This is a genomic window from Streptomyces sp. NBC_01233, assembly GCF_035989305.1.
Classification (GTDB): Bacteria; Actinomycetota; Actinomycetes; order Streptomycetales; family Streptomycetaceae; genus Streptomyces.
On sequence record NZ_CP108514.1, the window covers coordinates 5,357,211 to 5,379,642 of the forward strand.

A 22,432-nucleotide genomic window follows, 5' to 3' on the forward strand; every position below is an offset into this window, starting at 1 on the left:
TACGGGGCTCCTCGGTCGTGTGTAGGTCGTTCGTGCGGGCGATTACCCGCCAGCATAGGCGCGGCCCGGCAGGCCGGTGGCTCAGCGCCCGCGCGGGGCGTACATGATCACGGCCATGCCGGCGAGGCAGACGAGGGCCCCGATGACGTCCCAGCGGTCGGGGCGGTAGCCGTCGGCGACGACGCCCCAGAGGAGGGATCCGGCGACGAAGACCCCGCCGTAGGCGGCGAGGACCCGGGCGAAGTCGCCCTGGGGCTGGAGGGTGGCGACGAAGCCGTAGAGGCCGAGGGCGATCACCCCGGCGCCGATCCAGGCCCAGCCCTTGTGCTCGCGGACGCCCTGCCAGACGAGCCAGGCGCCGCCGATCTCCAGGAGGGCGGCGAGGGTGAAGAGTGCGGCGGAGCGTGCGATCAGCATGGCCGAAGCGTACGAGGGCGGGTGGGGGCAGATGGGGGTACGGCCCGCCCTCATTCGTGTGATGGTCCGATCGGCCGTTGCCGCTGGCGGCTAGCCTCCGCGCGAGGAGGTGGTGGCGGTGCGCCGTGGTGCCGTACGGAGTGTGGTGGTGGCGGGGTTGCTGGCGCTGGGTACGGGTGCGGGTGCGCCGCCCGGGTGGGCCTCGGCCTCGGCCGGGCCGGAGGCCGACGTGGCGTACCACGGCCGGGTCCACCTGGCAGGGGCGCACCTGCGGATCTGGCTGGTCCCGGAGAACGACGGGCCGGCCGCGCTGGCGAACGCGACGCTGCGGGTGCGGCTGTCGGCCGAGCTCGCGGACCGGCAGGAGCTGGCGGAGGGCTGCGCGCGGGCCGGTCTGCGCGAGGTGGTGTGCGAGACGGGCCCGCTGCCGCTGCACGGGCGGGGCCGGCACATCGGGCTGGCGCTGGCGCTGCGGGAGCGGGTGCCGGAGGTGGTGGTGCGGGTCGACACGTGGTGGAACGGCGGTGCGACGGACCGGAACCACGTGAACAACGAGCACGTGGTGCTGGCCCTGGACACGGGTGACGCGTACGCCTTCTAGCGGCTGACCCGCGCGCGTGTTGCGTCGCGCGCGTGCTGCGTCGTGCCCGTGCCCGTGACCGGTCGGGTCAGGTGGTGCCGAATTCGACGAGGGCCTCGTCGACGATCCGCTCCAGGCGGGCGTGGTGGGCTCCGCGCCAGTAGACGCGCTCGCATTCGGTGCACTGCGCGAACACGTCGTAGGAGCGGTGCGTGCCGTGTTCGAGTCGGTCGCCGACGCTCTCCTTGTCGGCCTCGTGGAGCGGGCCGTTGCACGCGGTGCAGCGGGTCCACGGCGCGAGGACGGGCGCGAACCGGCCAAGGACGTCGCGCAGTTGCTGGTCGGGGTTGTCGCTGTAGACGTACGCGCCGGCGAACAGCTCGCGGCGGCGCAGCAGTCCGCGGTCGCGGGAGAGCAGGACGCGCTGCTCGGCGGCGGAGCGGGTGGCGAGGGCGGGGTCGCCGATGTCCTCGTTCTCGTAGGCGGCGTCGACGCCGAGCAGGCGCAGGCGGCGGGCGAGGGTGCCGAGGTGGACGTCGAGGAGGAAGCGGAGCGGGGCGCCGGGGATCCGTTGGGGCCGGTCGACGCCGAACACCTCTACGTTCTGGCCGTCTTGGGGGACGTACGAGACGGGCACTTCGTGGCCGTCGACGAGGAGGCGGCCGACTTCGGTGAGCGGGACGCCGGCCGACTCGACGACGTGGCCGAGGCTGGAGGCGCCGTCGGTCGTGGTCGGTACGCGTTCGGCGCGCCGGCTGGGCGGGGCGAAGAGGCGCAGTTCTGGGGCGAGGGTGAGCTGAATGCCGGGTCCGTTCACCCTGCCAGCATGCCATTTCCGGGGCACCGGCCGCCGCCCATTTAGGGAGGTCAGGCGGATGTGGCGGCGGCCTGGTCGTAGGTGTCGCGGTGGGCGCTGACCTCGTCGAAGTGGTTCTCGGCCCAGAGCTTCACGGAGGAGAGGAGGCAGCTGAGGCTGCTGCCGAGGTCGGTGAGCCGGTAGTCGACGCGGACGGGGACGGTGGGGGTGACGGTGCGGCTGACGAGGCCGTCGCGTTCGAGGGAGCGGAGGGTCTGGGTGAGCATCTTCTGGCTGACGCCGGGGATCTTGCGGCCGAGGTCGCTGTAGCGCAGGGACCGGTCGTCGGCCTGGGCGAGGGCGCTGACGATGAGGCCGACCCACTTGTCGCTGATGCGGGCCAGGAGCTGGCCGGTGGGGCACTCCTTGAGGAAGGCGTCGTAGCCGGCGCGGGCTTCCGTGCGACGGGCTGCGGCGGTGCTGGCGGCCATGCGGTCTCCCACTTCAGGTCACTTCGGGGTCGGGTACGCACTTTGGAGTGCGTACTTACGGAAAGAGAGTACCTCTCCCTAGGTTAGTGGCCATCGGGAACACCTCGACGGACAAGGGGAGATGGCGACATGAGTGACGAGCGGACGATGCTGGCGGTCGTGGTGAACGAGTTCGGCGGGCCGGAGCGGGTCGAGCTGGCCGAGGTCCCGGTGCCGCGGCCGGCGGCGGGCCAGGTCCGGATCCGGGTCCGGGCCGCCGGGGTCAACCCGGTGGACGGCGCGGTCCGCGCCGGTGTCTTCGGCGGCGCCGGGCAGCGGCTCGGCCTCGGCTGGGACGTGGCCGGCGAGATCGACGAGGTGGGTGCGGAGGTGACCGGCCACAGCCGAGGCGACCGGGTCGTGGGGCTGCACTACGGGACGGTGAAGCCGCTGGGCACGCACGCGGAGTTCGCGGTGCTCGACGCCACCGCCGTGGTGGCCGCGCCGGCCACGGTGGACGCCGTGGCCGCGGCGGGGCTGCCGCTGGCCGGGCTCACCGCGGCCCGCGCGGTGGACCTGCTGGGGCTCGCCCCCGGCGCCTCGGTGCTCGTCACCGGCGCGGCGGGCGTGGTCGGCGGGCTCGCGGTGCAGCTCGCGGCGCGGGCCGGCCTGGTGGTGACGGCCCTGGCGGGCGACGGGGACGAGGACTTCGTACGGTCCCTGGGCGCGGCCGCCTTCGTCCCGCGCGGCGGGGCTCCGGCCGGGCCGGTGGACGGGGTCCTGGACACGGCCGTCCTGGGGGAGCCCGCGCTGGGGTTCGTCCGCGACGGCGGGGTCTACGTCGGCGTGATCCCGGGCGCGGCCCCGGCCGCGGAGCGCGGGATCCGGGTCGAGGAGCAGGAGGTCGCAGCGGACGGGGAGCGCCTGGCCCGCCTGGTGTCCCTGGTGGACGCGGGCGAGCTCACGCTCCGGGTGGCGGACGCCTTCCCCCTCGCCGACGCGCCGAAGGCGCACGACCGCCTCGCGACCCCGGGGGTCCGCGGCCGCATCATCCTGACGGCGTGATCCCGGCCGACGAGGCGGTCCCGCCGGACGGTGTGGTCCCGCGCCGCGGCCCCACCCGGTAGCGCCAGTCGCGACTCGGGTGGGGCACGCCGGGCGGGTACTCGAAGTCGACCTCTCCCAGGCACTCGAACCCCGCCCGCCGGCAGACGGCGTTGGAATCCGGGTGGTCCGTCCCCGGGAAGGCGTGGACGCTGTCGCGGGTGCCGTGGGTGCGGACGTAGGCCAGGAGCTCCGTGAGCGCCGCCACCGCCAGCCCCCGGCCCTGGAACTCGGGCAGCACGCCCCAGCCGGCCTCGTAGACCGGCTCGCCCCGCCACTCCCGCTCCCAGAAGCCGATGGTGCCGGCGCTCTCGCCGGAGGGCTCCGGCACCACCCGGAACATTCGCCCGGCGGACGGCTCGCGCGCGCTCAGCGCCTCGTACCGGCGCTGCCGGTCGGCGAGCTTCTCCGGCGTCTCCGGCCCGCCGAGATGCCCGGTCATCACTGGTTCGTTCGCGCGCTCCAGCAGCCAGAAGTCCCCGTCACCCCACGGCTCCAACCGTACGTGTGTCTCCATCCCGACACGCTACTCCGGTGCGGAGGAAGGCGTCGGGACGTCGCGTCGACCACCGGGGCACTCAGCCCCGCTGGAAGAACTCCACCTCCGCCAGGGCGAGATGGCGGTCCGGGGCCGACCCGGCGGGTGTGTCGAGGGTCAGGCGGATCGTCGTGACGTCGCTGATGCCGGTGGGGAACGTCTGGGGGCCGGGCTTGTCGCTCAGGGCGAGCTTCTTGTGGACCTTCCGTCCGTCCCGCGCCGTCACCTCCATGTCGATCTGGAGCGCCCGCGCCTGCTTCGCGTACTCCTCGGGCGATGACGAGGCACCGTTGGTGATGATCACGTCGACCAGGCGGAACGGCTTGGCGAAGGTGTACGTCACCGAGGCACCGGGGCCGGGCGCGCCCCAGTAGCGGTTGCTGAGCCCGTCCGTGCCGTCGCCCACCGGATGTCCGGGCACCTCGGCGCTCGCCTCGACGCGGGTGGCGGTCACCGCCTTGGCCTTGCCGAGCTTGTCGCGGGTGTCCTCGATCAGGTGCCGTCCGGCCGGCAGCAGCAGGAAGCCGCCCGCGCACAGGGCCAGCACGACGGCCAGGACGACCAGGAAGCGCACCATCCGGCCCGAGCCGGCGCGGGTGCGGCGGCGGAACGGCCAGATCGTCCGCCACCACGGCAGGGGAGCCGGTGCGGTGGTGGGTGTCAGCGGAGCCGCGCAGCGGCGGCAGAAGCGGCGGTCCGGCGGGTTGGGCGTGCCGCAGGCGGGGCAGGGCACGCCGGCCACGTCGTCGCTCACCGCGACGGGACGCACGACCGGGCGCGGCGCGACGGCCTTCGCGGGGCGGACGGGCTGGGGCGAGGCCGGTGCCTGCGGCGCCACGGCGGGTGCGGGTGCGGGTGCGGGTGCCTGCGGCGCTACGGGCTCGGGAGCGGCGGGTCGCCTGGCGGCGGGCGGAGCGGCGGGGGGCCGCGCGGGGGGTGCCGGGGGCGGTGTCGCGGGGCCGGAGGCGGGCCGGGGCGCGGCCGGCGCTTGCGACCCGCGCGCCCCACCGCCGGCCCGGTCCTCCGGCAGTCCGGGCTCCGACGGGTCGGACGGGCCGGACGGGCCGGACTCCGAGGCGGCGGGCGCGGACGCGTTGGACCGCCCACGCAGCCAGGACAGCCACCGACCCGCGCGGGCGGGCGCGGACGGGGTGGACCCACTGCGTGGTCCGGAGGGGGGCCGCTGATCCGTGTCGGCGGGTGTGGGCGGGGCCGGTTGCGTGCCGGTGGGTGTGGGGTGGGGTGGTTCCGCGCCGGAGGGTGCGGACGGGGTGGACCGGTTGCGCGGCTCGCTCGGGGGCTGCCGGTCTGTGTCGTCCGTGGCGGGCGGGGCGGACTGCGTGCCGGTGGGTGCGGGGTGGGGTGGTTCCGCGCCGGAGGGTGCGGACGGGGTGGACCGGTTGCGCGGCTCGCTCGGGGGCTGCCGGTCTGTGTCGTCCGTGGCGGGCGGGGCGGACTGCGTGCCGGTGGGTGCGGGTTGGGGCGGCTGCGCCCCGGAAGGTGCGGACGGGGTGGACCGGTTGCGCGGCTCGCTCGGGGGCTGCCGGTCTGTGTCGTCCGTCGTGGGCGGGGCCGGTTGCGCGCCGGTGGGTGTGGGGTGGGGTGGTTCCCCGCCGGCGGGCGCGGACGGGGTGGAACCACTGAGCGGTCCGGAGGGGGGCCGCTGATCCGTGTCGGCGGGTGTGGGCGGGGCCGGCTCCGCGCCGGAGGGTGTGGACGGGATCGACCCGTTACGCAGCCCTGTAGAGGGCTGTCGCTCTGCGTCGGTCGTCGTGGGCGGGGTGGACAGGCCGCTGGAGGGTGCGGACGGGGCGGAACCGCTGGGTGGTCCGGAGGGGGGCCGGTGATCCGCGTCCGCGGGTGTGGGCCGGGGGGATTGCGCCTCGGCGGACGCGGACGCGGACGCGGACGGGGCCGGCTCCGCAGGGGCGGGCGCAGGCGGGTGGGACGGCACGGTGGCGGGCGCAGGCGGGGCCGGCTCCGTGTGGGCGGGCGCGGGCGGGGTGGCCTCCGCGGCGGCGGGCGCGGGCGGGGGCGAGTCCGCCCCGGCGGTCGGTCGGGCGCCCGCCCGTTCCCGGGCCGTGCCCCCTTGGGTCGTGGCCTCCCGGGGTGCCGTGCCGCTCTGGGGCGGGTTCTCAAGGGCGCCGTCCCACGGACCCGCGGTGGGCGTCGGTGCTGCTTCGGCCGGGCCGGACGAGCGTCGTGTGGGGGTGGAGTCCGACCAGCCCAGGTAGGCGCCGCAGTTGCCGCAGAAGTCGTCCGTAGCGCCGTTGGACGCCCCGCACACGGGACACGCACGCATCGTCGTCACCTTCCCTCACCCCCGGGCGGTCCCGGCAGGACCTCGACCCGGCAGACCGTGTGGACGGGGCACAGGGTGCGGACGAGCGCGCGGACCCGGTCCGCGTCCACTGCGTACGCCGCACCCTCGCGGTGCGGCCACACCCGGATCAGGACCTCGTCGGCCGGGGGAGGGGGCAGATCCGCGCCCGCCGTACGGGACCAGGTGGCCCCGCCGTCCCCGCTGACCTCGGCGGACACGCCCAGGACCAGGCGCAGGGCCTCGGTCAGGCCGCGCCGGGTGCCGCGCCGGCGGTGCAGTTCCACCGCGCGCGCCACCGCCTCGCGCCGCAGTCCGGTCGGCCACCGGGGGTCGTCGATGCCGCCCACCCAGGAGGCCAGCCAGGACAGGAAGTCGGCGGGGGCCAGCCGGGGGTCGAAGTAGGAGGGCAGGTTGTCGAGGGTCGTGAACACCGGGGCCAGGACGGTGTCCAGGCCCGCCGTGAACCGCTGGGCGAAGTCGTCCTCGGCGTACAGCGCGGGGAGTTGCTCGCCGATCGGGTGCCGGCTGGGCAGGCCGGGGACGGCGGCGCGGCTCATCCGTACACCCCCGTCTCCGGCTCCGTCACGACCACCTGGTGCTGGTAGGAGAAGACGAGCGCGCCGGCTCCGATGTCGATCCGGTCGACGGGGGCGCCGCGCCGTCCGGTGATCGGGTCGGCGGCGAACATCCGGATGTCCTCCACCAGGACGTCCCCGATGGCGCGTTGCAGTACGCCGAACACCTCGCCGTACTGGACAGGCCGCCCGAACGGCCAGCCGGCGCCGTCGGGTCCGCCGTGCAAGGGGTTGAGATGGCGGAACAGCGCGGCGAGCGCCGCCTCGCGCACCCGGTCGGCGTCCGCGGCGGGTGCCGACAGCCGGGCGACCACGGTGACGCCCTGGTAGACGGGCGGCTCCACGACGAGGCGCGTGCCGATCAGGCGCCGTTCGTCGAGGGTGGTGGTGATCGCGGTGAGCATCTGGTCGGAGGGGATCAGCTGCTCGAAGCGGAGCCGGTCGTCGCCCTCGTCGGCCACCGCGTCCGGCACCACCAGGACGCGTACCGCGCCCGCGCCGCCGGAGCCGTCCGTGGCGGGCAGGCAGCGGACCCGGCGCACCGAGGGCGCCGCCTGGCGGGCGATGATCTCGTAGTCCTCGGCGGTCACCGCGCGCTCCTGCATGCGCAGCGTCTCCGGCGCCCTCAGCTTGGCGTTGTCGATGGTCTCCCCGGCGACGCCGCCGCGCGCCGCCTCCCGGTTGGTGACCCGGGCGACGTAGGGGACGGAGCTGCGCAGTACGGAGATCGCGCCGCGGGAGACGTTGCCCGCCGGGCCGCCCCCGGTGCGGTAGCGGGCCACGCGGACCTGGGATCCCTTGGGCGGTACGGCGCCGCAGGGGCGCAGGCTGCCGTCGGCTTCGCGCAGCACCGGCGGGAACGAGAACTCGCCGGTGGTGGCGTTCACGCGGACGTGCCGGTCCGCGGGCGCCGAACGGCCGAAGTGCTCCACCACGTCCCAGCGCTGCCATCCCTCGGGGGAGGACACCTCCACCACCGGGGGTTCCCCGTCGAGCAGCACGGGCGGGCGGCCGAGCCGGAAGGTCTGGCCGGCCACCCCCTCCGACGCGCCGAGCGGTACGTCGGTCACCCGCTCGGCGTGCTCCACGGTCATCGTGCCGCCGACGGTGAAGACGGCGGCCTCGCGGACGGTCGGGGACTCCGAGTAGAACGGCTGGCCGGGCTCGGGCTCGGTGACACGGCAGCGCAGCCAGCCCGCGCGGGTGCCGCTGATCAGCGATGCGGTGTGCCCGGCGGGGACGTACACGATGACCTCACCGGGCCGGTTGAGGCCGCCGGTGCTGTCGGAGTCGGTCTCGCAGCGCTGCCACCGGCCGCCGTCCCACGCCTCCCACACCAGCGGGGGCTGGCGCGGGTCGACACCGACGCCCTCGACGCGGCTGTCGAGGCGGACCGCGACCACGCAGCGCGGTACCGCCGTCGGCAGGCCGAACAGGAGAGCGTCGCCGGGCTCGGGGGTCGCCTGGAAGCACGGTATGTCGCGGCTCTCGGCGAGCGCACCGGTCCGGTCGGTCTGGTCGCCGGTGCGGGGCGCGGTGACCAGGCGCGTCAACTCGCTGGGCACGATCCGCAGGTCGTCGGCGGTCGCGAAGACCACGGCCTCCTCGGTCTCGCCGGCGGCGGTGGTCACCTCGGTGCCCGCGGGCAGCGTCACGGTGTCGGGCTGTGGAGCCGACAGCCAGAAGTCGACGTCGGCGGCGGCGGCCGAGGGCGGGTACAGCTGGATGTCTAACAGGTCGAGGAACGCCAGGTAGCACCAGTAGCAGCAGCGGTGCGCCGGCCCTCCCCCAGCGGCGTCGACGACTGCCGGAGCCACCCGTGCCCATCACGGTCCACCTCACAGTCCGGTACAGCATTCACGTATGACCCCGCCACCTTGCGGCCCGGTGCGTGCGGCCGGCAGGGCCGTGGGGCCGCACCCGGGGGAAGTGCCCGGTGCGCTTTCGGGCAGCGGGGAGTGCGGCCGCCCGGGCCGACGGGCTCGCCCGTACGCGCCGGCTCCCCGACGTGCGCTCAGATCAGCCCGTTGCGCAGGGCGTAGCCGACCGCATGCGTGCGGTTGCGCAGGTGCAGCCGAGTGATGATCTCGTGCAGCACGTTCTTGACGGTCCGTTCGGAGTACGAGGTCTTGCGCGCGATCTCCGAGGTGTCCAGGCCCTCCGACACCAGGCGCAGCATGTCGGCCTCGCGCGAGGTGAGGGTGGACAGGGACACGGCGTGCGGGTCGAGGGGCGAACGCTGCAGGCTGCCCACGTGGTCGAGGAGTTTCGCGAGCAGGTCGCCGGGCAGCACGCCCTCGCCGTTGGCTATCGCCAGGACCAGGCGCAGGAGCCGGTCCTGGTCGGCCTCGCTGCGCCGCAGCACCGCGGTGACCCCGCATTCGATGGCGCGCTGCAAGGCGTCCCCGGATTCGAACGTGCCGACCACGAGCCCGGTGCGGGTGCCGGAGTTGTGCCGCAGCCGGTACAGCAGGGCGGCCGTCTCGTCGTCCACGCTGTCCACGGCGACGAGCGACACCTGCGCGCCGTCGGCGTCGGCGACGTCGACGAGTTCGATCTCGCGCCGCTGGCGCAACTGGTGGACGACTCCGACGTGCAGGACCGGGTCCGGTGCGTACACGGCCACGGTGACCCGTTCGCCGGCGCCGGATGAGGAGGCGGTTCCGTAGTTCTCAGGCTGGGTCATGTGTCGTACCTGTTCCATGATGCGTATGTGGGGCCACGGATGGGGTGGAATGGTCAACAAGGGGTTGGGTGCCCGTAGTTGAGGAGCGTCTGTGGGGGCATCTGGGTTGCCCGGGGCGTTGCCCTCGCGTCCGTGGGAGCGGCCGAGGCGGCGGCGTAGCGTCGAGGCGTGATATCCTCAGCAGCCTCTTCCAGCCCTGGCGCGCCCGGCCTCGACATCCCGCCGGTGTCGGTGACGCCGGGCGGTACCGCATCCACCAGCCTGACCGTCCGCAACGACAGCGACATCGTCGAGGCGTACCGCCTGGAGGTCGTCGGTGACTGCGCTGCCTGGACCACGGTGGAACCCGAGCGGGTCTCCCTCTACCCCGGCACCTCGGAAACGGTGACGATCCGTCTGGCGCCGCCCCGTTCGCCGCAGGTACGGGCGGGGGACGTGCCGCTCGCCGTGCGCGTGCTGCCCACCGAGCAGCCGGAGGCCGTGCGGGTCCCCGAAACCACCGTGCATATCGGCGCATTCCGGGAACTTCGTGCTGAGAGCGCTCCCAAACGGCGCCGCGGCTGGCTGCGCGGACGTTATCGACTGGCCGTGCGCAACGAGGGCAACTGCCCCGTACAGCTGGGCTTCACGCCCGCCCAGCCGGGAGAGGAGCTGAAGTTCGCCTTCACCCCCGCGGTGCTGAAGCTGGAGCCGGGGGAGTCGGCGGAGGTGGTGCTGCGGGTCCGCACCGGCAAGCCGGTGTGGTTCGGGGCGCCGGTGACCTGGCCGTTCACCGTGGAAGTGGCCGAAGTCGAGGCCGAAGCCGGTGACAGTGCCGGGGGCGGCGGCGGTGAGGACGGCCGGGAGCGGCCGGAGCCGGACCCCGTCCGGGCGCCGCTGGACGCGGAGTTCGTCCAGATCCCGATCTTCCCGACGTGGCTGCTCGCGGTACTGGCCGCTCTGCTCGCGCTGCTGCTCGCCTGGTTCCTCCTGGTGCGTCCGGCCGTGCGCAGCACGGCCAAGGAGGCCGCCGACGAGGCGGTCCAGAAGAAGCCGACGCCCAGTGCGGACCTGAACGGGCAGGCCCCGGTGACCGGCGACGGCAAGCAGCCGGGCGGCGCGGGCAAGGGCACCCAGCCCGGCGCGGGCGGAGCCGGTACGGGAACCGGTACGGGTACGGGAGCCGGGGGCGGAGGCGGCGGTACGGGATCCGGCGGGCAGCAGAGCTCGGCCACCATCGACCTGCAGACCGCCGGTGGGCAGGCCAAGACCGGTACCTACACGGTGCCCGCGGGCAAGGCCTTCGGGATCACGGACGTCGTCGTCGCGAACTTCCAGGGCGACGAAGGAGTGGTGACCATCGACTTCGGCGACCGAAAGATCACCACGATCGCGCTGGAGACGTTCCGCAACCAGGACTACCACTGGGTCACCCCCATCAGCATCACCGAGAGCCAGACTGTGACCGTCCAGGTGACCTGTGCGAAGCCGGGCACCCCGGCCACCGGCCGTCAGGCGCAGGAGTGTCACGAGGTACTCAATGTGAGCGGAGTGCTGAGCGACCTCCGGTGACCGAGCGGCACGGACATCCTCGGTCAGGTTGCACGCCGGGGCAAAGGGTGCCTTTGCCCCGGCGTCCGGAAATCGGTACTCCCGGGTAGCGAACGGACGTTCTCCTCGCTACCGCGCGCTTTCATTTCTGCAGTGCCTGGAACGGTTAACCCCGGTACGCAGGGCACCAGTTGACGAAGCGCCAAAGATGGCCTGTTTTCGACTATGTCCCGAGCCCGGGTCAGGGGAAGGGGACCCGGGCAGCCTGCGCCGGCCCGCAGAGGGGGCGCGAGGCTAGGATCGGAGCGCGATCGGAGACCGGTGCCCACTGAAGGGCGGGGATGAGATGGACCTGGAAACCTCGGTGGGGCTCCTTGCCCGATGGCTTGAGGTGAACGCTCCCGGAGACCACGCGCGACTCAACCCGCCGGCCACGCCGCTGGAGATCGCCGCGATCGCGGAGAACAGGTTCGCCCTGCACGCCGATCTGCGGACATGGCTGTCACTGCACAACGGGGTCCGCGCCGGCCGGGCGTTCGTCGGGCCGGGCGGCTTCCTTCCCGGTGGCTACTTCCTCCTGGACACGGAAGGCATGAGGCTGGGGCAGCGCGACATGGAGTCGGCCATCGCCTGGAGCCTGGAGGACGACAACGTGGACTTCGTGGTGGGGGGCGTGGCCCACGTCAGATGGATCCCCCTCGCCGGTACGCACGTCGGTACCCAGCTGGTCGTCGACCACCGGGAGGGTCCCGATTTCGGCGCGGTGCTCGAGATCGACGCGGACGCGGAACTGTGGGGGGTCAAGCGCTGGTCCGGCCTGGCCGGGATGTTCGCCGCCACCCACCACGCGCTGTCCACCGGGACCCCGGTCCGCGACGGGGTCGGCCAGGACGTGTACCCCCAGGTGATCGAGGACGCGGACGGGGCGCGCCACGTCGACTGGCGTTGACCGCCCGCGGGAGACGGAAAGGGGACCGGGGCCCGGCCTCAGGCCGGACCCCGGTCCCGTTCGGTTGCCTACCTGTCAGGGGCGGGGAATGCAGATGTCGCTCATGTTGCAGCCCTCATAGCTCGGGAGTTCCATGTAGAAGGGCCCGCCGTCCAGGACACGGGCCTTCGTGTAGAACCCGGACAGACCCGGACCGCGTCCCGCGTCCATGTTGTCCTTGCCGGGCATGCTGGCCCTGCCGCAGATCTCCGACCAGGACGGCGGGTCGGCCCTCTCGTCCTCGTGGATCCGCCACTTCCCGTCGTCGTGCTTCTCCGCGTACAGCTGGACGCAGGGGCCGCCGTTGACGATGGGCAGGAAGGACCCACCGCTCTCCTGGCTTGCCGCGAAGGGGAACTCGTCGCACTGGACGCTGCCCTTCGCGTCGGGTGTGGCGTCGTCGTGCGCCTTCCAGGCGAACGCTCCGCTCTTGTTGCAGATCGTCTCCCGGTTCTTCTTCGCCATGGCGGGGTTCTTCAGGCGGTGCATCGGCGTGCCGTGGCGCTTGCTGCCCGGATGCGTGGGGAGCTTCTCCCGCATGATCCAGTAGTAGGCGGCCGCCGGCGGGAACCTCTGGTCGTCCGCGGTCCAGGTGGGAATGTGCTTGCCGAACACGCAGCCGGTGGAGTTGGCCACGGCCATTCCGTTGTCGCACTGGATCTGGTCGAAGAAGGACCAGCTCGGCTCCTTCGTCACCACGGATCCGGCCACCTCGGGGGAGGAGGCGCTGAACTTCATGACCGTTCCACGGTCGAACTCCTCGGACGTGCCGGCGGTCGGCTTGGTCCAGGTGTACTTCCGGGTCGCGATGGCCCAGTGGCTGTCCCCCACGGGGGCCCAGGAGGTGGCACCGCTCCAGACGCCGTCCAGCGAACTGCTGCAGTTCGTCGTGCAGAGCGCGTCCCAGTAGTCCAGTTTGATCGTCCCCAGGTTGGGACTGATGGACATCGGGCTGACGAACATCCGCTGGTGGAAGTCCTTGGAGTTACTGACCACCGTCTCTTCGCGGACCATGAAGACGGCCGTTCCGATGGTCTTCCCGTCCTTCTCCCACCGGGTGAGGACGGCCAGCTTGTGGCAGCCCTCGCGGCGCGTCACGGTGTAGCCGGTGACGCTCGGGTCGTTGCACCAGGAGACGAGCGGATCCTCGGCGCCTGCCGCGGCACGCATCGAGGGAGCCGCCTTCGGCATGCCCGCCTTGTACTTGCCGATGTCGTAGTCGAGAGTGACGCACTGCCGCACTCCCTTGCCGCTGGTCTCCCGGCACTCCTCGGGGGCCTTCAGGAAGTTCGCGCCCGGGGCCTTGCCGAGCGCCTTCAGCGGCGCCGGCACCCCCTGCGGGTTCGGCTGCTTCTGCCGGTCGTTGTCGACGAAGTCGTGCTCGGGGGCGTTCGGGTTCTCGTCGGGGATCACGATCTCCGGCAGCATGTTCCAGGTGCCCGGCTCGAACGCGACGGCGTCGTAAGCGATGTCCTGGTCTCCGGTGCCGTCCGAGGTGATGCTGGTCAGCCGCACCTCGGGGACGACGCCCTTGAAGCGGTACGTGCCGATGTTCACCCAGCGGTTTCCGGTGCCCGGCTGCGAGACGACCTTCTGCCGCCAGCCGTTCGCGGTCTTGATCTCGTACGTGGCGACCTTGGTGTGCGCACCGTGGTCGGGCAGGTGCACGTAGACCTTGGCCTCCTTGTCGAGGGCCTGCTTGAGCTTCCAGGTGCCGGTCACCTTCATGCGGTCGCCTTCGGCGCCGCTCTTGCGGGTGTGGGCGAACCAGAAGTTGCCGGCGTAGCCGGCGCCGAGCTGCTGGAAGTCGATCTTCGCGCTGGGTGTGGCGAAGTCGAGGGTGAAGGTGCCGCTGTTCGCCGTCGGACGGGAGCAGCCCGGCCGGTGGATCGGGGTGCCGTCCGGTACGTCGTCGACGACGAGTGCGTTGGCGGGCAGGCCCTGGGTGGTGCAGTTGGGCGGGTAGGCGGTGCCGTCGGCCTCTTCCTTGTAGGTGTCGTTGAAGCGCATGATTTCGTTGCCGCACTCGGCCTTGGTGGTGCAGTCCTTCCACGTGACCGGCTGGTTCCACCAGCACTTGAGGTCCTCGCGGGTGCAGGCGCCGAGACCCGGCTCGTTCTTGTCGTTCGGGCCGATCTTGCTCGGGTCGCAGCTGTTGGCCGTGGTGCAGAACAGGCTCTCCGCCGGCTTGACCGCGGTGCGCAGTGCGGGACTGTTCCACCAGGCCTCGCGGAAGCCCGCGACCATTTTGCCCGGGGATTCCATCGCCTCCAGGGGCCGGGCTGCCCAGCCGAGGACCTTCTCCTGGTAGGGCCAGTCCTGGGGGTGCTTGGCGTGCGAGTAGTCGTTCCCGCCGGTCGGGCTCTCGAGGAACGGCGTGCGGTTGGCCTTCCAGAGCGGGTTGGCCGGGTTGTTGGTGAAGCCCACGCCCCACAGGCCGCCGTTGCTCGCGGCCGCCGCCTTGGGGTAGTAGCCGGAGTTGTAGGCCCAGAGGGCGAAGAACCAGTTCTCGATGTACTTGGGATCGCCGTTGTTGACCTTCAGGCCGTCCGCGGTGGTCACGTTCCACTTGTCGGCGAGGATGCGCTGGCCGGCGGCGATGTTGGCGGTGTAGTCGAGTGCGGCGGCTTCCTGCTGCAGGGTCGTCAGGGGCAGTTCGCCGGTCTTCTCCTTGCCGTGCATGCGCATGCCGTCGGTGATCTGGGTGACGCCGTACCCGCAGTCGGCCTCGGCCCAGTCGATGCCCCACGGGTCGGTCTGCTGGCCGCTGGCGGCGTACTTGATGCCGTAGTAGTTGCCGATCAGCGGGTTGCCGGTGACGCCGGGGACGACGACGCGGGAGGCCTGCCACATGTTGGATTCCTGGGCGGTGATGCCCAGCAGCACCTGCGCGGGGATCCGGCCACCGCTGTGGAGGCCCAGGCGCGGGAACAGGGTCTGCGGCTGGTACGCCGGCATCCCCAGGTTCTTCCAGTTCGCCGGCCGGGAGACGTTCTTGTCGAGCGTCCCGTTGACGATCTGGTCGACCGCCCACTCCACCTGGCGCGGCTTGGGCTGCATGGCCTGCTTGGCCGGGTCGTTGCGCGCCACCGAGCAGTAGCGCTCGGGCTCGGCGACCGAGGCGGCCTGCGCCGCCGCGAGCGCCGGGGCCGACTTCGCTGCCGGGGCGGCCGACGTCGGTGCGGCCGGGGCCAGGGCCGGGGAGGGAGCCGTGCCCGCGGCGGCCTTCTCGGCCGTCAGTGACGGGGTGACGGTGAACTGCGTGTCCTTGCCCGTGGCGAGGACCTTGAGGCTGATCTTCTTCGGCTCGGCAGCGAGGTCCTGCTTGCGCGGGTCGCCCTCGCCGGCTGTCGCCACCTTGGTGACCAGGGCCTTGCCCCCGGTGGTGACCTGGGACTCCTTGGGCACGTCCGGGCGGCGCTGGACCGTCTTGGGCAGCGGGTCCGCGGCCTGGGTGTCGCCGGTGATGACGACGGCGCCGCCGGCGCTGCTGGAGACGTCCATCTTCGTCAGCGCACCGCGCGCCAGGACGCTCTGCTTCGTCTTGTCGGCGTTGCCGCGCGCGATGTCGGCCGCGCTGATGCGCTTGACCTCACCCTTGTCGGTGGAGCCGGCGGGGCGGTCCAGGTAGACGAGGCCGCCGTCGGCGTCGGCCTTGAGTCCGAAGGGCACCTGTCCCGTGTGGGCGATGGCGGTCCGGCGGCCTTGTTCGTCGATCCGGGTGAGGCGGGCGGCGTCCGCCGCGACGATGTCCTTGCCGACCGGGACGGCGGAGGTGACCTGGCCGGTCAGCTCGGTGGTCCGGCTGACCTTCGCCTCGGCGGCGTCGACGGTCAGCAGCCGGGTCTGGTTCTTGGTGTCGCCTCCGGCCTGGGTGAGGACGGCGCTCTCGCCGGTGCCGCAGCCCGGGCTGAAGTAGGCGAGCGAGGCCTGCCGGTCCAGCTTGGTGACGGCGCCGGAGTCCAGGTCCACCACTGCGGTGAACGCGCCCCGCGCCATCAGCTCGGGCTTGTTGGTGAAGGTACGCGGGGCGTAGGCGACCACGGCCCGCTTGCCCGATCCGGTGACGCAGGCGTTGCCGATCCACATGTCGGCGTCGAAGCCCGGCTCGGCGAGCGTCGCGGCCGTACGCCAGCCGTAGCCGGCCTTCTGGTCCGTGACCAGCACATGGAAACCGGCAGCGTCACCGCTGGTGGTCCACGCCCGGTCGGTCGAGGCCTTCCATCCCTTGCCCAGGACCTTCTCCCGGTCGGCGGGCGCGACCTGGGAGGGGTCCGCGGCGGCGGCTTCCGGCCGCGTCGCCGGGTCGGCCCATGCCTGCCCCTGCACCAGGCCGCATATGAGTGCGGTACTGATGAGGGCCGCAGCTGATGCGCTGCGTTTTCTCACACGATGTCTCAAAGGTCTTCCTTGGTCGGCCTGTACGGGGTCTCTCCGCGCAAGACCGCCCGGATGCAGGCACGTCGGAGACGCGCCCGTGTCGACGGGCGGCTTCGCGAGCGAAGGAGCGGGTGGCGCTGAGCACCCTGGGAGGCGGGCGGGCCCGGCTCGGCGCACGCCGAAGGACCCGCTGCCGCTCGGCGCGTCGGCCGGGCCGTCGGCCCGCCGGACACGCAGAAGAACGGGCCGCCGAAGGATCGGACGGCCCGTCACCGAGCGCTGTGATCGGGCTGGCTCATCCGAGGCGAGCCGTTGAGTTTCCGGGAGTTGGGACCCTTGCCGTCACGTTCGATGTTGTACACGGCAGCAGTGACAGCGGACCAGTTGATTTCCGGCGCACGGCTGAGGTCCGAAGGCCGGAACGGCCTTGGGACGCCCGCTTGTTCAGCACCCGCCGACTGCGATCAGCTTCCGGCCACCGGTGGAGTGGATGGCCGGAAACGGCCGGTTGGGGTCAGGGCCAGACCAGGCAGTACGGCTGGTGGCCGGCCTCGTGGAGGCGGTGGGAGAAGTCCTGCCACTCGTGGAGCAGCTGGTAGACGTTGAAGGCGTCGCTCGGGCCGCCGCGGTCCGGGACCGTGGACCAGATGAAGGCCGCCGCGCCCACCGACTCCTCGCCGATGCCGCGCAGCGGGTCGACCACCGTCATGGGGAGCTTGACCACCGCGTAGTCGGGGTGGAGGACGACCAGCTCCAGCGGCGGGACCTTGTGCAGGGGTATGCCCTCGATGCCGGTCAGGACCATCGCGGCCACCGTCTCCGGCTTGATCTTGGTGAAGAGGCCGCCCATGCCGAGCTCGTCGCCGCCGAGCTCCTCGGGCCGCATGGTGACCGGGACGCGGGCCGCCGTGGCGCCGTCGGGGGCGCCGAAGTACTTGTACGTCACTCCCATGCCGCGGCCCTTGGGCAGGTCCTCGGCGGGCGTCGCGGGTCCCGGGACGGCGTCGGCCGCCTCCGTGGCACGGCGGCGGTGCTTGCCCCGGCGGCGGGCCTCGCGGGCTTCGCGGGCGCGCTGCGGATCGAGGCCGTCCGTACCCTCGCCCGGTCCACCACCGCGTTGCATATCTCCACCCGACTGGTCTTGCTTGCCCCGGCCCCGCGGCCCCCGCCACGCAGCCTGATCATCATGGCAGTGACCTCCCCCGCGGCGACGCGGTGAAACGCCCGTCCGCAAGTCTGTCGCGGCCTCTGAGACCATGGCTGGTGTGAGCTACCCGTACCCGTATGAAGCCCCAGTTTCGCAGACGCTCTTCGAGCGCGCCTCCCTCGTGACCCCCGGCGGCGTGAACTCTCCCGTGCGCGCCTTCCGCGCCGTGGGCGGTACGCCCCGGTTCATGGTGTCCGGGACCGGTCCGTACCTCACCGACGCCGACGGTCGGGAGTATGTCGACCTCGTGTGCTCGTGGGGACCGATGATCCTCGGCCATTCCCACCCCGAGGTGATCGCGGCCGTCCAGGCGGCCGTGGCCCGCGGTACCTCCTTCGGCACGCCCGGTGAGGGCGAGGTGGCGCTCGCCGAGGAGATCGTGGCGCGCATCGAGCCCGTCGAGCAGGTGCGGCTCGTCTCCTCGGGGACGGAGGCCACGATGTCGGCGATCCGCCTGGCGCGCGGTTTCACCGGCAGGGCCAAGGTCGTGAAGTTCGCCGGCTGCTACCACGGCCATGTGGACGCGCTGCTGGCCGCGGCCGGTTCCGGGCTCGCGACCTTCGCACTGCCGGACACCCCCGGTGTGACGGGCGCGCAGGCCGGCGACACGATCGTCCTCCCCTACAACGACCTGGAGGCGGTCCGGGCGGCCTTCGCCGCGCACCCCGGCGAGATCGCCTGCGTGATCACCGAGGCCGCGCCCGGCAACATGGGCGTCGTGACCCCGGCCGAGGGCTTCAACCAGGGGCTCGCCGACCTCTGTCGCGAGAACGGCGCCCTGTACATCTCCGACGAGGTGATGACGGGCTTCCGTACCTCCCGCGCCGGCTGGTACGGCGTCGACGGGGTCAAGCCCGACCTGATGACCTTCGGCAAGGTCATGGGCGGCGGCTTCCCGGCGGCGGCCTTCGGCGGCCGCCGCGACGTCATGGGCCACCTCGCGCCCGCCGGCCCGGTCTACCAGGCCGGCACCCTCTCCGGTAACCCGATCGCCACCGCGGCCGGCCTCGCGCAGCTGCGCCTGCTGGACGCGGCCGCGTACGAGAAGGTCGACGCGGTGTCGCAGGAGATCCAGGGCCTGGTCAGCGGGGCGCTGGCCAAGGAGGGCGTGGCGCACCGGCTGCAGACCGCGTCGAACATGTTCTCCGTCTTCTTCACCGAGGGCGAGGTGCGCAACTACGACGACGCCAAGAAGCAGGAGAGCTTCCGCTTCAACGGCTTCTTCCACTCGATGCTGGCGCAGGGCGTCTACCTGCCGCCGTCCGCCTTCGAGTCCTGGTTCGTTTCCACCGCCCACGACGAGCGGGCGATCGAGCGCATCGCGGCGGCGCTGCCCGCCGCCGCCCGAGCCGCCGCGGAGGCCACCGCATGAGCAGCAGCGAGATCACCGTCGTGCACCTGGTGCGCCACGGCGAGGTGCACAATCCGGACGGGGTCCTCTACGGGCGTCGCGAGGGCTACCACCTCTCCGAGCTGGGCCGGCAGATGGCGGACCGGGTCGCCGAGCACCTCAAGGGCCGGGACATCGCCTACGTGGTGTCCTCCCCGCTGGAGCGGGCGCAGGAGACGGCGGAGCCGATCGCCAAGGTCCGCGGCCTGAGCCTGGCGACCGACGCCCGGCTGCTGGAGGCGGAGAACGTCTTCGAGGGCAAGACCTTCGGCGTCGGGGACGGCGCGCTGCGCAAGCCCGGCAACTGGAAGCACCTGACGAACCCGTTCAAGCCCTCCTGGGGCGAGCCGTACGTCGAGCAGGTGGTCCGGATGATGAGCGCGCTGGAGGCCGCGCGCGACGCGGCCCGCGGCCACGAGGCGGTGGCGGTCAGCCACCAGCTGCCGATCTGGATCGTGCGCAGCTTCGCGGAGAAGCGCCGGCTGTGGCACGACCCGCGCCGCCGCCAGTGCACCCTCGCCTCGCTGACGTCCTTCACGTTCCAGGGCGACAAGCTGATGTCGGTGGGCTACAGCGAGCCGGCCCGGGACCTGGTCCCGGCGCACCTGCTGGCCGGGGCGAAGCCGGTGAAGGGTGCGTCCAAGGCGTTCGGCGCCTGACGGATCGTTACGCCGTCCGGTTTTCTTGATCGACGCTCTGTTACGAAGCGTTACAGTTTTACCTAAATAAATACAAGTTGCGCCGGGAATCAACCTTCCAGTGCCGCAAGTCGCTCCGAATTGTCCGTTTATATGGATTCTGCGTGGGCTTGCGAGGGACGACGGGGAGGGTGGCGTGCGCGACTTCAGCCGAAGGGGAGTGCTCGGGCTCGGATTCGGGGCGGCCGCCGCGGTGGGGATCGCGGGCTGCGGCTCACCCGGCAAGGCCGAGCCCGGCACCCCCGGGCCGGTCAAGAATCCCAAGCCCGGCGGGAAGCCGGCGGCCAAGGTCATCGGTGACGGCTCCACCGCCGACACCGGTCCGCAGCCGAACCAGCCGGACAAGCCCGTGCCCCTGCAGCCGGGCGAGACCCCGCCGCAGTTCGTCGTCTTCAGCTGGGACGGTGCGGGGGAGATCGGCAACGGCCTCTTCCCGCGCTTCCTCAAGCTCGCCAAGGACCACGGCGCGGCCATGACCTTCTTCCTCTCCGGCATCTACCTGCTGCCCGAGTCGAAGCGGAGCCTCTACCAGCCGCCGAACAACCCGGTCGGGGCCTCGGACATCGGCTACCTCAAGGACGAGAACGTCCGCTCCACCCTCACGTACGTCCGCGAGGCCTGGCTCGACGGGCACGAGATAGGCACCCACTTCAACGGTCACTTCTGCGGCGGGTCCGGCTCCGTCGGCCGGTGGACCCCGGAGGACTGGCAGAGCGAGATCGACCAGGCCGTGTCGTTCGTCACCAACTGGCGCACCCACACCGGTTTCGCCGACCTCGAGCCCCTGCCCTTCGACTACCGCAAGGAACTGGCCGGCGCCCGCACCCCCTGCCTCCTCGGCCGGGACAGCCTGCTGCCGACCGCCCAGAGGCTGGGCTGGCGCTACGACTCCAGCTCGCCCGGCGGCCTCCAGGTCTGGCCGGTGCGCCGGTCCGGCGTCTGGGACCTGCCGCTGCAGTCCGCGCCGCTCTTCATCGGCAACCACTTCGAGGAGTGGAACGGCGGCATCTACATGGACGCCGTCGAGGAAGCCCTCAAAGGCATGGCGGACAAAAGGGATGTACGGCTCGTATCCTTCCGGCAGTTCACCGACTGGCTGGACGTCCAGGACCCCAAGGTGCTCGCCAGGCTCCGCGGTCTCGGCCCGGGCCGGGCGCCGGCCGGCGGGTGGAGCGCGTACCTGACCGCGGCCTGACGGCCGGCCGGTCTGCGCCCGATCACCGGCCGGTCTGCGCCCGACCATTGCCTGACCAGGGCATTGACATCCCCGCGGGGGGCGCGGTAGATCCGCGAATTGCTCATGCGAAACTTTTCACATGAGCCTTAGCCGCGTCCGTGTTCGTCGCAGGAGCCGCCGCTCGACCAGCGGCCGTGCCACCCTCCCCGCCGTGGTGACCGCGGTGACCGTCGCGGGCGTCATGACCCTGACGTCCTGCACCGGCTCGGACGGCGGCAAGACGACCTCCACCGGTGGCAACTACGTCACGGGCGCGACCGGCATCTCCACCGCCGCCAAGGGGGAGCGCGTCGAGGCCCCCAAGCTCGACGGCGAGACCGTCGACGGCAAGACCCTCGACACCACCACCCTCAAGGGCAAGGTCGTCGTCCTCAACGTCTGGGGATCCTGGTGCCCGCCGTGCCGCGCCGAGGCCCCCGACTTCGCGAAGGTCTCCAAGGAGCTGGCCGACGCCGGCAAGGACGTCGCCTTCGTCGGCATCAACACCCGCGACAGCAGCACGCAGAACGCGGCCGCCTTCGAGGAGAACTTCGGGATCACCTACCCGAGCCTCTACGACCCCGCGGGGAAGCTGATGCTGCGCTTCCCCAAGGGCACGCTCAACCCGAACGCGATCCCCTCCACGATCATCCTCGACAGGGAGGGCAAGATCGCCGCCCGCACCCTGGCCCCGCTGGGCGAGGAGCGACTGCGCTCGATGATCGACCCGATCCTCGCGGAGCAGTGACCTCGTGGTCGACTACGTGCTCGCCGCCGAGGCGACCGGCGTGAACACCACCGTGCTGAGCGGGGCGCTGCTGCTGGCCCTGCCCATCTCGGTCCTCGCGGGGCTCGTCTCCTTCTTCTCGCCCTGCGTGCTCCCGCTGGTCCCCGGCTACCTCTCCTACGTGACCGGCGTCAGCGGAGCCGACCTCGCCGAGGCGCGACGCGGGCGGATGCTGGCGGGCGCGGCCCTGTTCATCGCCGGCTTCACCGCCGTCTTCGTCTCCACCGGCGCGCTCTTCGGCTACTTCGGGGAGACCCTCCGGGAGAACAACGAGATCATCTCCCGGGTCCTGGGCGGCCTGGTGATCGTTCTCGGCCTCTTCTTCATGGGCGCGATACCGGGTCTGACGATGAGGGAGTTCCGCTTCCACAAGAAGCCGACGGCCGGCCTGCTCGGCGCCCCGCTGCTGGGCGTGCTCTTCGGCGTCGGCTGGACCCCCTGCATGGGCCCGACCCTCGCGGCCGTCACCACGCTCTCCCTCGACCAGGCGAGCGCCGGCCGGGGCGCGCTGCTGACCGTCGCCTACTGCCTCGGACTCGGCGTGCCGTTCATCCTCACCGCGCTCGCGTTCCGCAAGGCGCTCGGCGCATTCGGCTGGGTGAAGAAGCACTATGCGTGGGTGATGCGCATCGGCGGAGGCATGCTGATCCTGACCGGTCTGCTGCTCGTCACAGGAATGTGGGCCAGCATCGTCAGCGACATGCAGAGCTGGACCCAAAGCTTCACGGTGGGGATCTGAGGACTACA

At 72.3% G+C, this 22,432-nt stretch carries 19 protein-coding genes; 9 read left to right on the forward strand and 10 right to left on the reverse strand.

Annotation, left to right across the window (positions count from 1 at the left end; translation table 11 throughout):
• Positions 1-81 precede the first annotated feature (81 nt).
• On the reverse strand, positions 82-417 hold the full coding sequence (locus tag OG332_RS25510; protein WP_327415663.1) for a YnfA family protein: 336 nt from the start codon (positions 415-417) through the stop codon (positions 82-84).
• Between the two features lie 118 nt (positions 418-535).
• Between OG332_RS25510 and OG332_RS25515 the strand changes: the two genes are divergently transcribed.
• Positions 536-1,018: a hypothetical protein gene (locus tag OG332_RS25515; RefSeq protein ID WP_327415664.1), complete on the forward strand. Its 483-nt coding sequence runs from the start codon at positions 536-538 to the stop codon at positions 1,016-1,018.
• A gap of 67 nt (positions 1,019-1,085) precedes the next feature.
• Here OG332_RS25515 and OG332_RS25520 read toward each other — a convergent pair whose 3' ends face one another.
• A complete protein-coding gene (locus OG332_RS25520) occupies positions 1,086-1,814 on the reverse strand; it encodes a Mut7-C RNAse domain-containing protein (RefSeq protein WP_327415665.1) in 729 nt (242 codons plus the stop codon).
• Between the two features lie 50 nt (positions 1,815-1,864).
• Positions 1,865-2,284 carry a winged helix-turn-helix transcriptional regulator gene (locus OG332_RS25525; protein ID WP_327415666.1) on the reverse strand — a complete coding sequence of 140 codons (420 nt, stop codon included), beginning with the start codon at positions 2,282-2,284 and terminating at the stop codon, positions 1,865-1,867.
• A 147-nt stretch (positions 2,285-2,431) separates the two neighbouring features.
• Here OG332_RS25525 and OG332_RS25530 point away from each other — a divergent pair, with 147 nt between their 5' ends.
• Positions 2,432-3,328 carry an NADP-dependent oxidoreductase gene (locus OG332_RS25530; RefSeq protein ID WP_327419368.1) on the forward strand — a complete coding sequence of 299 codons (897 nt, stop codon included), beginning with the start codon at positions 2,432-2,434 and terminating at the stop codon, positions 3,326-3,328.
• On the opposite strand, the gene OG332_RS25535 is transcribed toward OG332_RS25530, so the two are convergent.
• From OG332_RS25535 to OG332_RS25555, 5 genes are all read right to left on the reverse strand, one after another.
• A complete protein-coding gene (locus OG332_RS25535) occupies positions 3,312-3,884 on the reverse strand; it encodes a GNAT family N-acetyltransferase (RefSeq protein ID WP_327415667.1) in 573 nt (190 codons plus the stop codon). The genes OG332_RS25530 and OG332_RS25535 overlap by 17 nt on opposite strands.
• A 61-nt stretch (positions 3,885-3,945) precedes the next feature.
• A complete protein-coding gene (locus OG332_RS25540; RefSeq protein ID WP_327415668.1) occupies positions 3,946-4,743 on the reverse strand; it encodes an NADase-type glycan-binding domain-containing protein in 798 nt (265 codons plus the stop codon).
• A gap of 1,469 nt (positions 4,744-6,212) precedes the next feature.
• Positions 6,213-6,785 carry a phage tail protein gene (locus OG332_RS25545; RefSeq protein WP_327415669.1) on the reverse strand — a complete coding sequence of 191 codons (573 nt, stop codon included), beginning with the start codon at positions 6,783-6,785 and terminating at the stop codon, positions 6,213-6,215.
• Positions 6,782-8,620, reverse strand: coding sequence for a putative baseplate assembly protein (locus OG332_RS25550; protein WP_327415670.1), 1,839 nt, complete (start codon positions 8,618-8,620; stop codon positions 6,782-6,784). The genes OG332_RS25545 and OG332_RS25550 overlap by 4 nt, the downstream gene beginning before the upstream one ends.
• Positions 8,621-8,817: 197 nt before the next feature.
• Positions 8,818-9,489: a helix-turn-helix transcriptional regulator gene (locus tag OG332_RS25555; RefSeq protein ID WP_327415671.1), complete on the reverse strand. Its 672-nt coding sequence runs from the start codon at positions 9,487-9,489 to the stop codon at positions 8,818-8,820.
• A gap of 168 nt (positions 9,490-9,657) precedes the next feature.
• Between OG332_RS25555 and OG332_RS25560 the strand changes: the two genes are divergently transcribed.
• Together OG332_RS25560 and OG332_RS25565 are read left to right on the forward strand one after the other, a co-directional pair.
• Complete coding sequence (locus OG332_RS25560; protein ID WP_327415672.1) at positions 9,658-11,040, forward strand: COG1470 family protein; 1,383 nt, start codon at positions 9,658-9,660, stop codon at positions 11,038-11,040.
• Positions 11,041-11,410: 370 nt separating this feature from the next.
• Entirely contained in the window at positions 11,411-11,968 is a 558-nt protein-coding gene (locus OG332_RS25565) for an SMI1/KNR4 family protein (protein WP_327415673.1), read from the forward strand.
• Positions 11,969-12,043: 75 nt separating this feature from the next.
• On the opposite strand, the gene OG332_RS25570 is transcribed toward OG332_RS25565, so the two are convergent.
• Positions 12,044-16,336, reverse strand: coding sequence for a golvesin C-terminal-like domain-containing protein (locus tag OG332_RS25570; RefSeq protein ID WP_327415674.1), 4,293 nt, complete (start codon positions 16,334-16,336; stop codon positions 12,044-12,046).
• Positions 16,337-16,901: 565 nt separating this feature from the next.
• A complete protein-coding gene (locus OG332_RS25575; protein ID WP_327415675.1) occupies positions 16,902-17,510 on the reverse strand; it encodes a hypothetical protein in 609 nt (202 codons plus the stop codon).
• A 133-nt stretch (positions 17,511-17,643) separates the two neighbouring features.
• Here OG332_RS25575 and hemL point away from each other — a divergent pair, with 133 nt between their 5' ends.
• The 5 genes from hemL to OG332_RS25600 all read left to right on the forward strand — a co-directional run bounded on the left by hemL (position 17,644) and on the right by OG332_RS25600 (position 22,424).
• Complete coding sequence (gene hemL / locus OG332_RS25580) at positions 17,644-18,966, forward strand: glutamate-1-semialdehyde 2,1-aminomutase (RefSeq protein ID WP_327415676.1); 1,323 nt, start codon at positions 17,644-17,646, stop codon at positions 18,964-18,966.
• Positions 18,963-19,643 (forward strand): histidine phosphatase family protein, encoded by a 681-nt coding sequence (locus OG332_RS25585; protein WP_327415677.1) that lies wholly within the window; start codon positions 18,963-18,965, stop codon positions 19,641-19,643. Before hemL ends, OG332_RS25585 begins: the two co-directional genes overlap by 4 nt.
• Positions 19,644-19,818: 175 nt before the next feature.
• The gene (locus OG332_RS25590) at positions 19,819-20,877 is read left to right on the forward strand and encodes a hypothetical protein (RefSeq protein WP_327415678.1); all 1,059 of its coding nucleotides are present in this window, start codon (positions 19,819-19,821) and stop codon (positions 20,875-20,877) included.
• 121 nt (positions 20,878-20,998) lie between these two features.
• Positions 20,999-21,646, forward strand: a complete 648-nt coding sequence (locus tag OG332_RS25595) for a TlpA family protein disulfide reductase (protein ID WP_327415679.1) — start codon at positions 20,999-21,001, stop codon at positions 21,644-21,646.
• A gap of 4 nt (positions 21,647-21,650) precedes the next feature.
• The gene (locus tag OG332_RS25600; RefSeq protein ID WP_327415680.1) at positions 21,651-22,424 is read left to right on the forward strand and encodes a cytochrome c biogenesis CcdA family protein; all 774 of its coding nucleotides are present in this window, start codon (positions 21,651-21,653) and stop codon (positions 22,422-22,424) included.
• Positions 22,425-22,432: the final 8 nt, after the last annotated feature.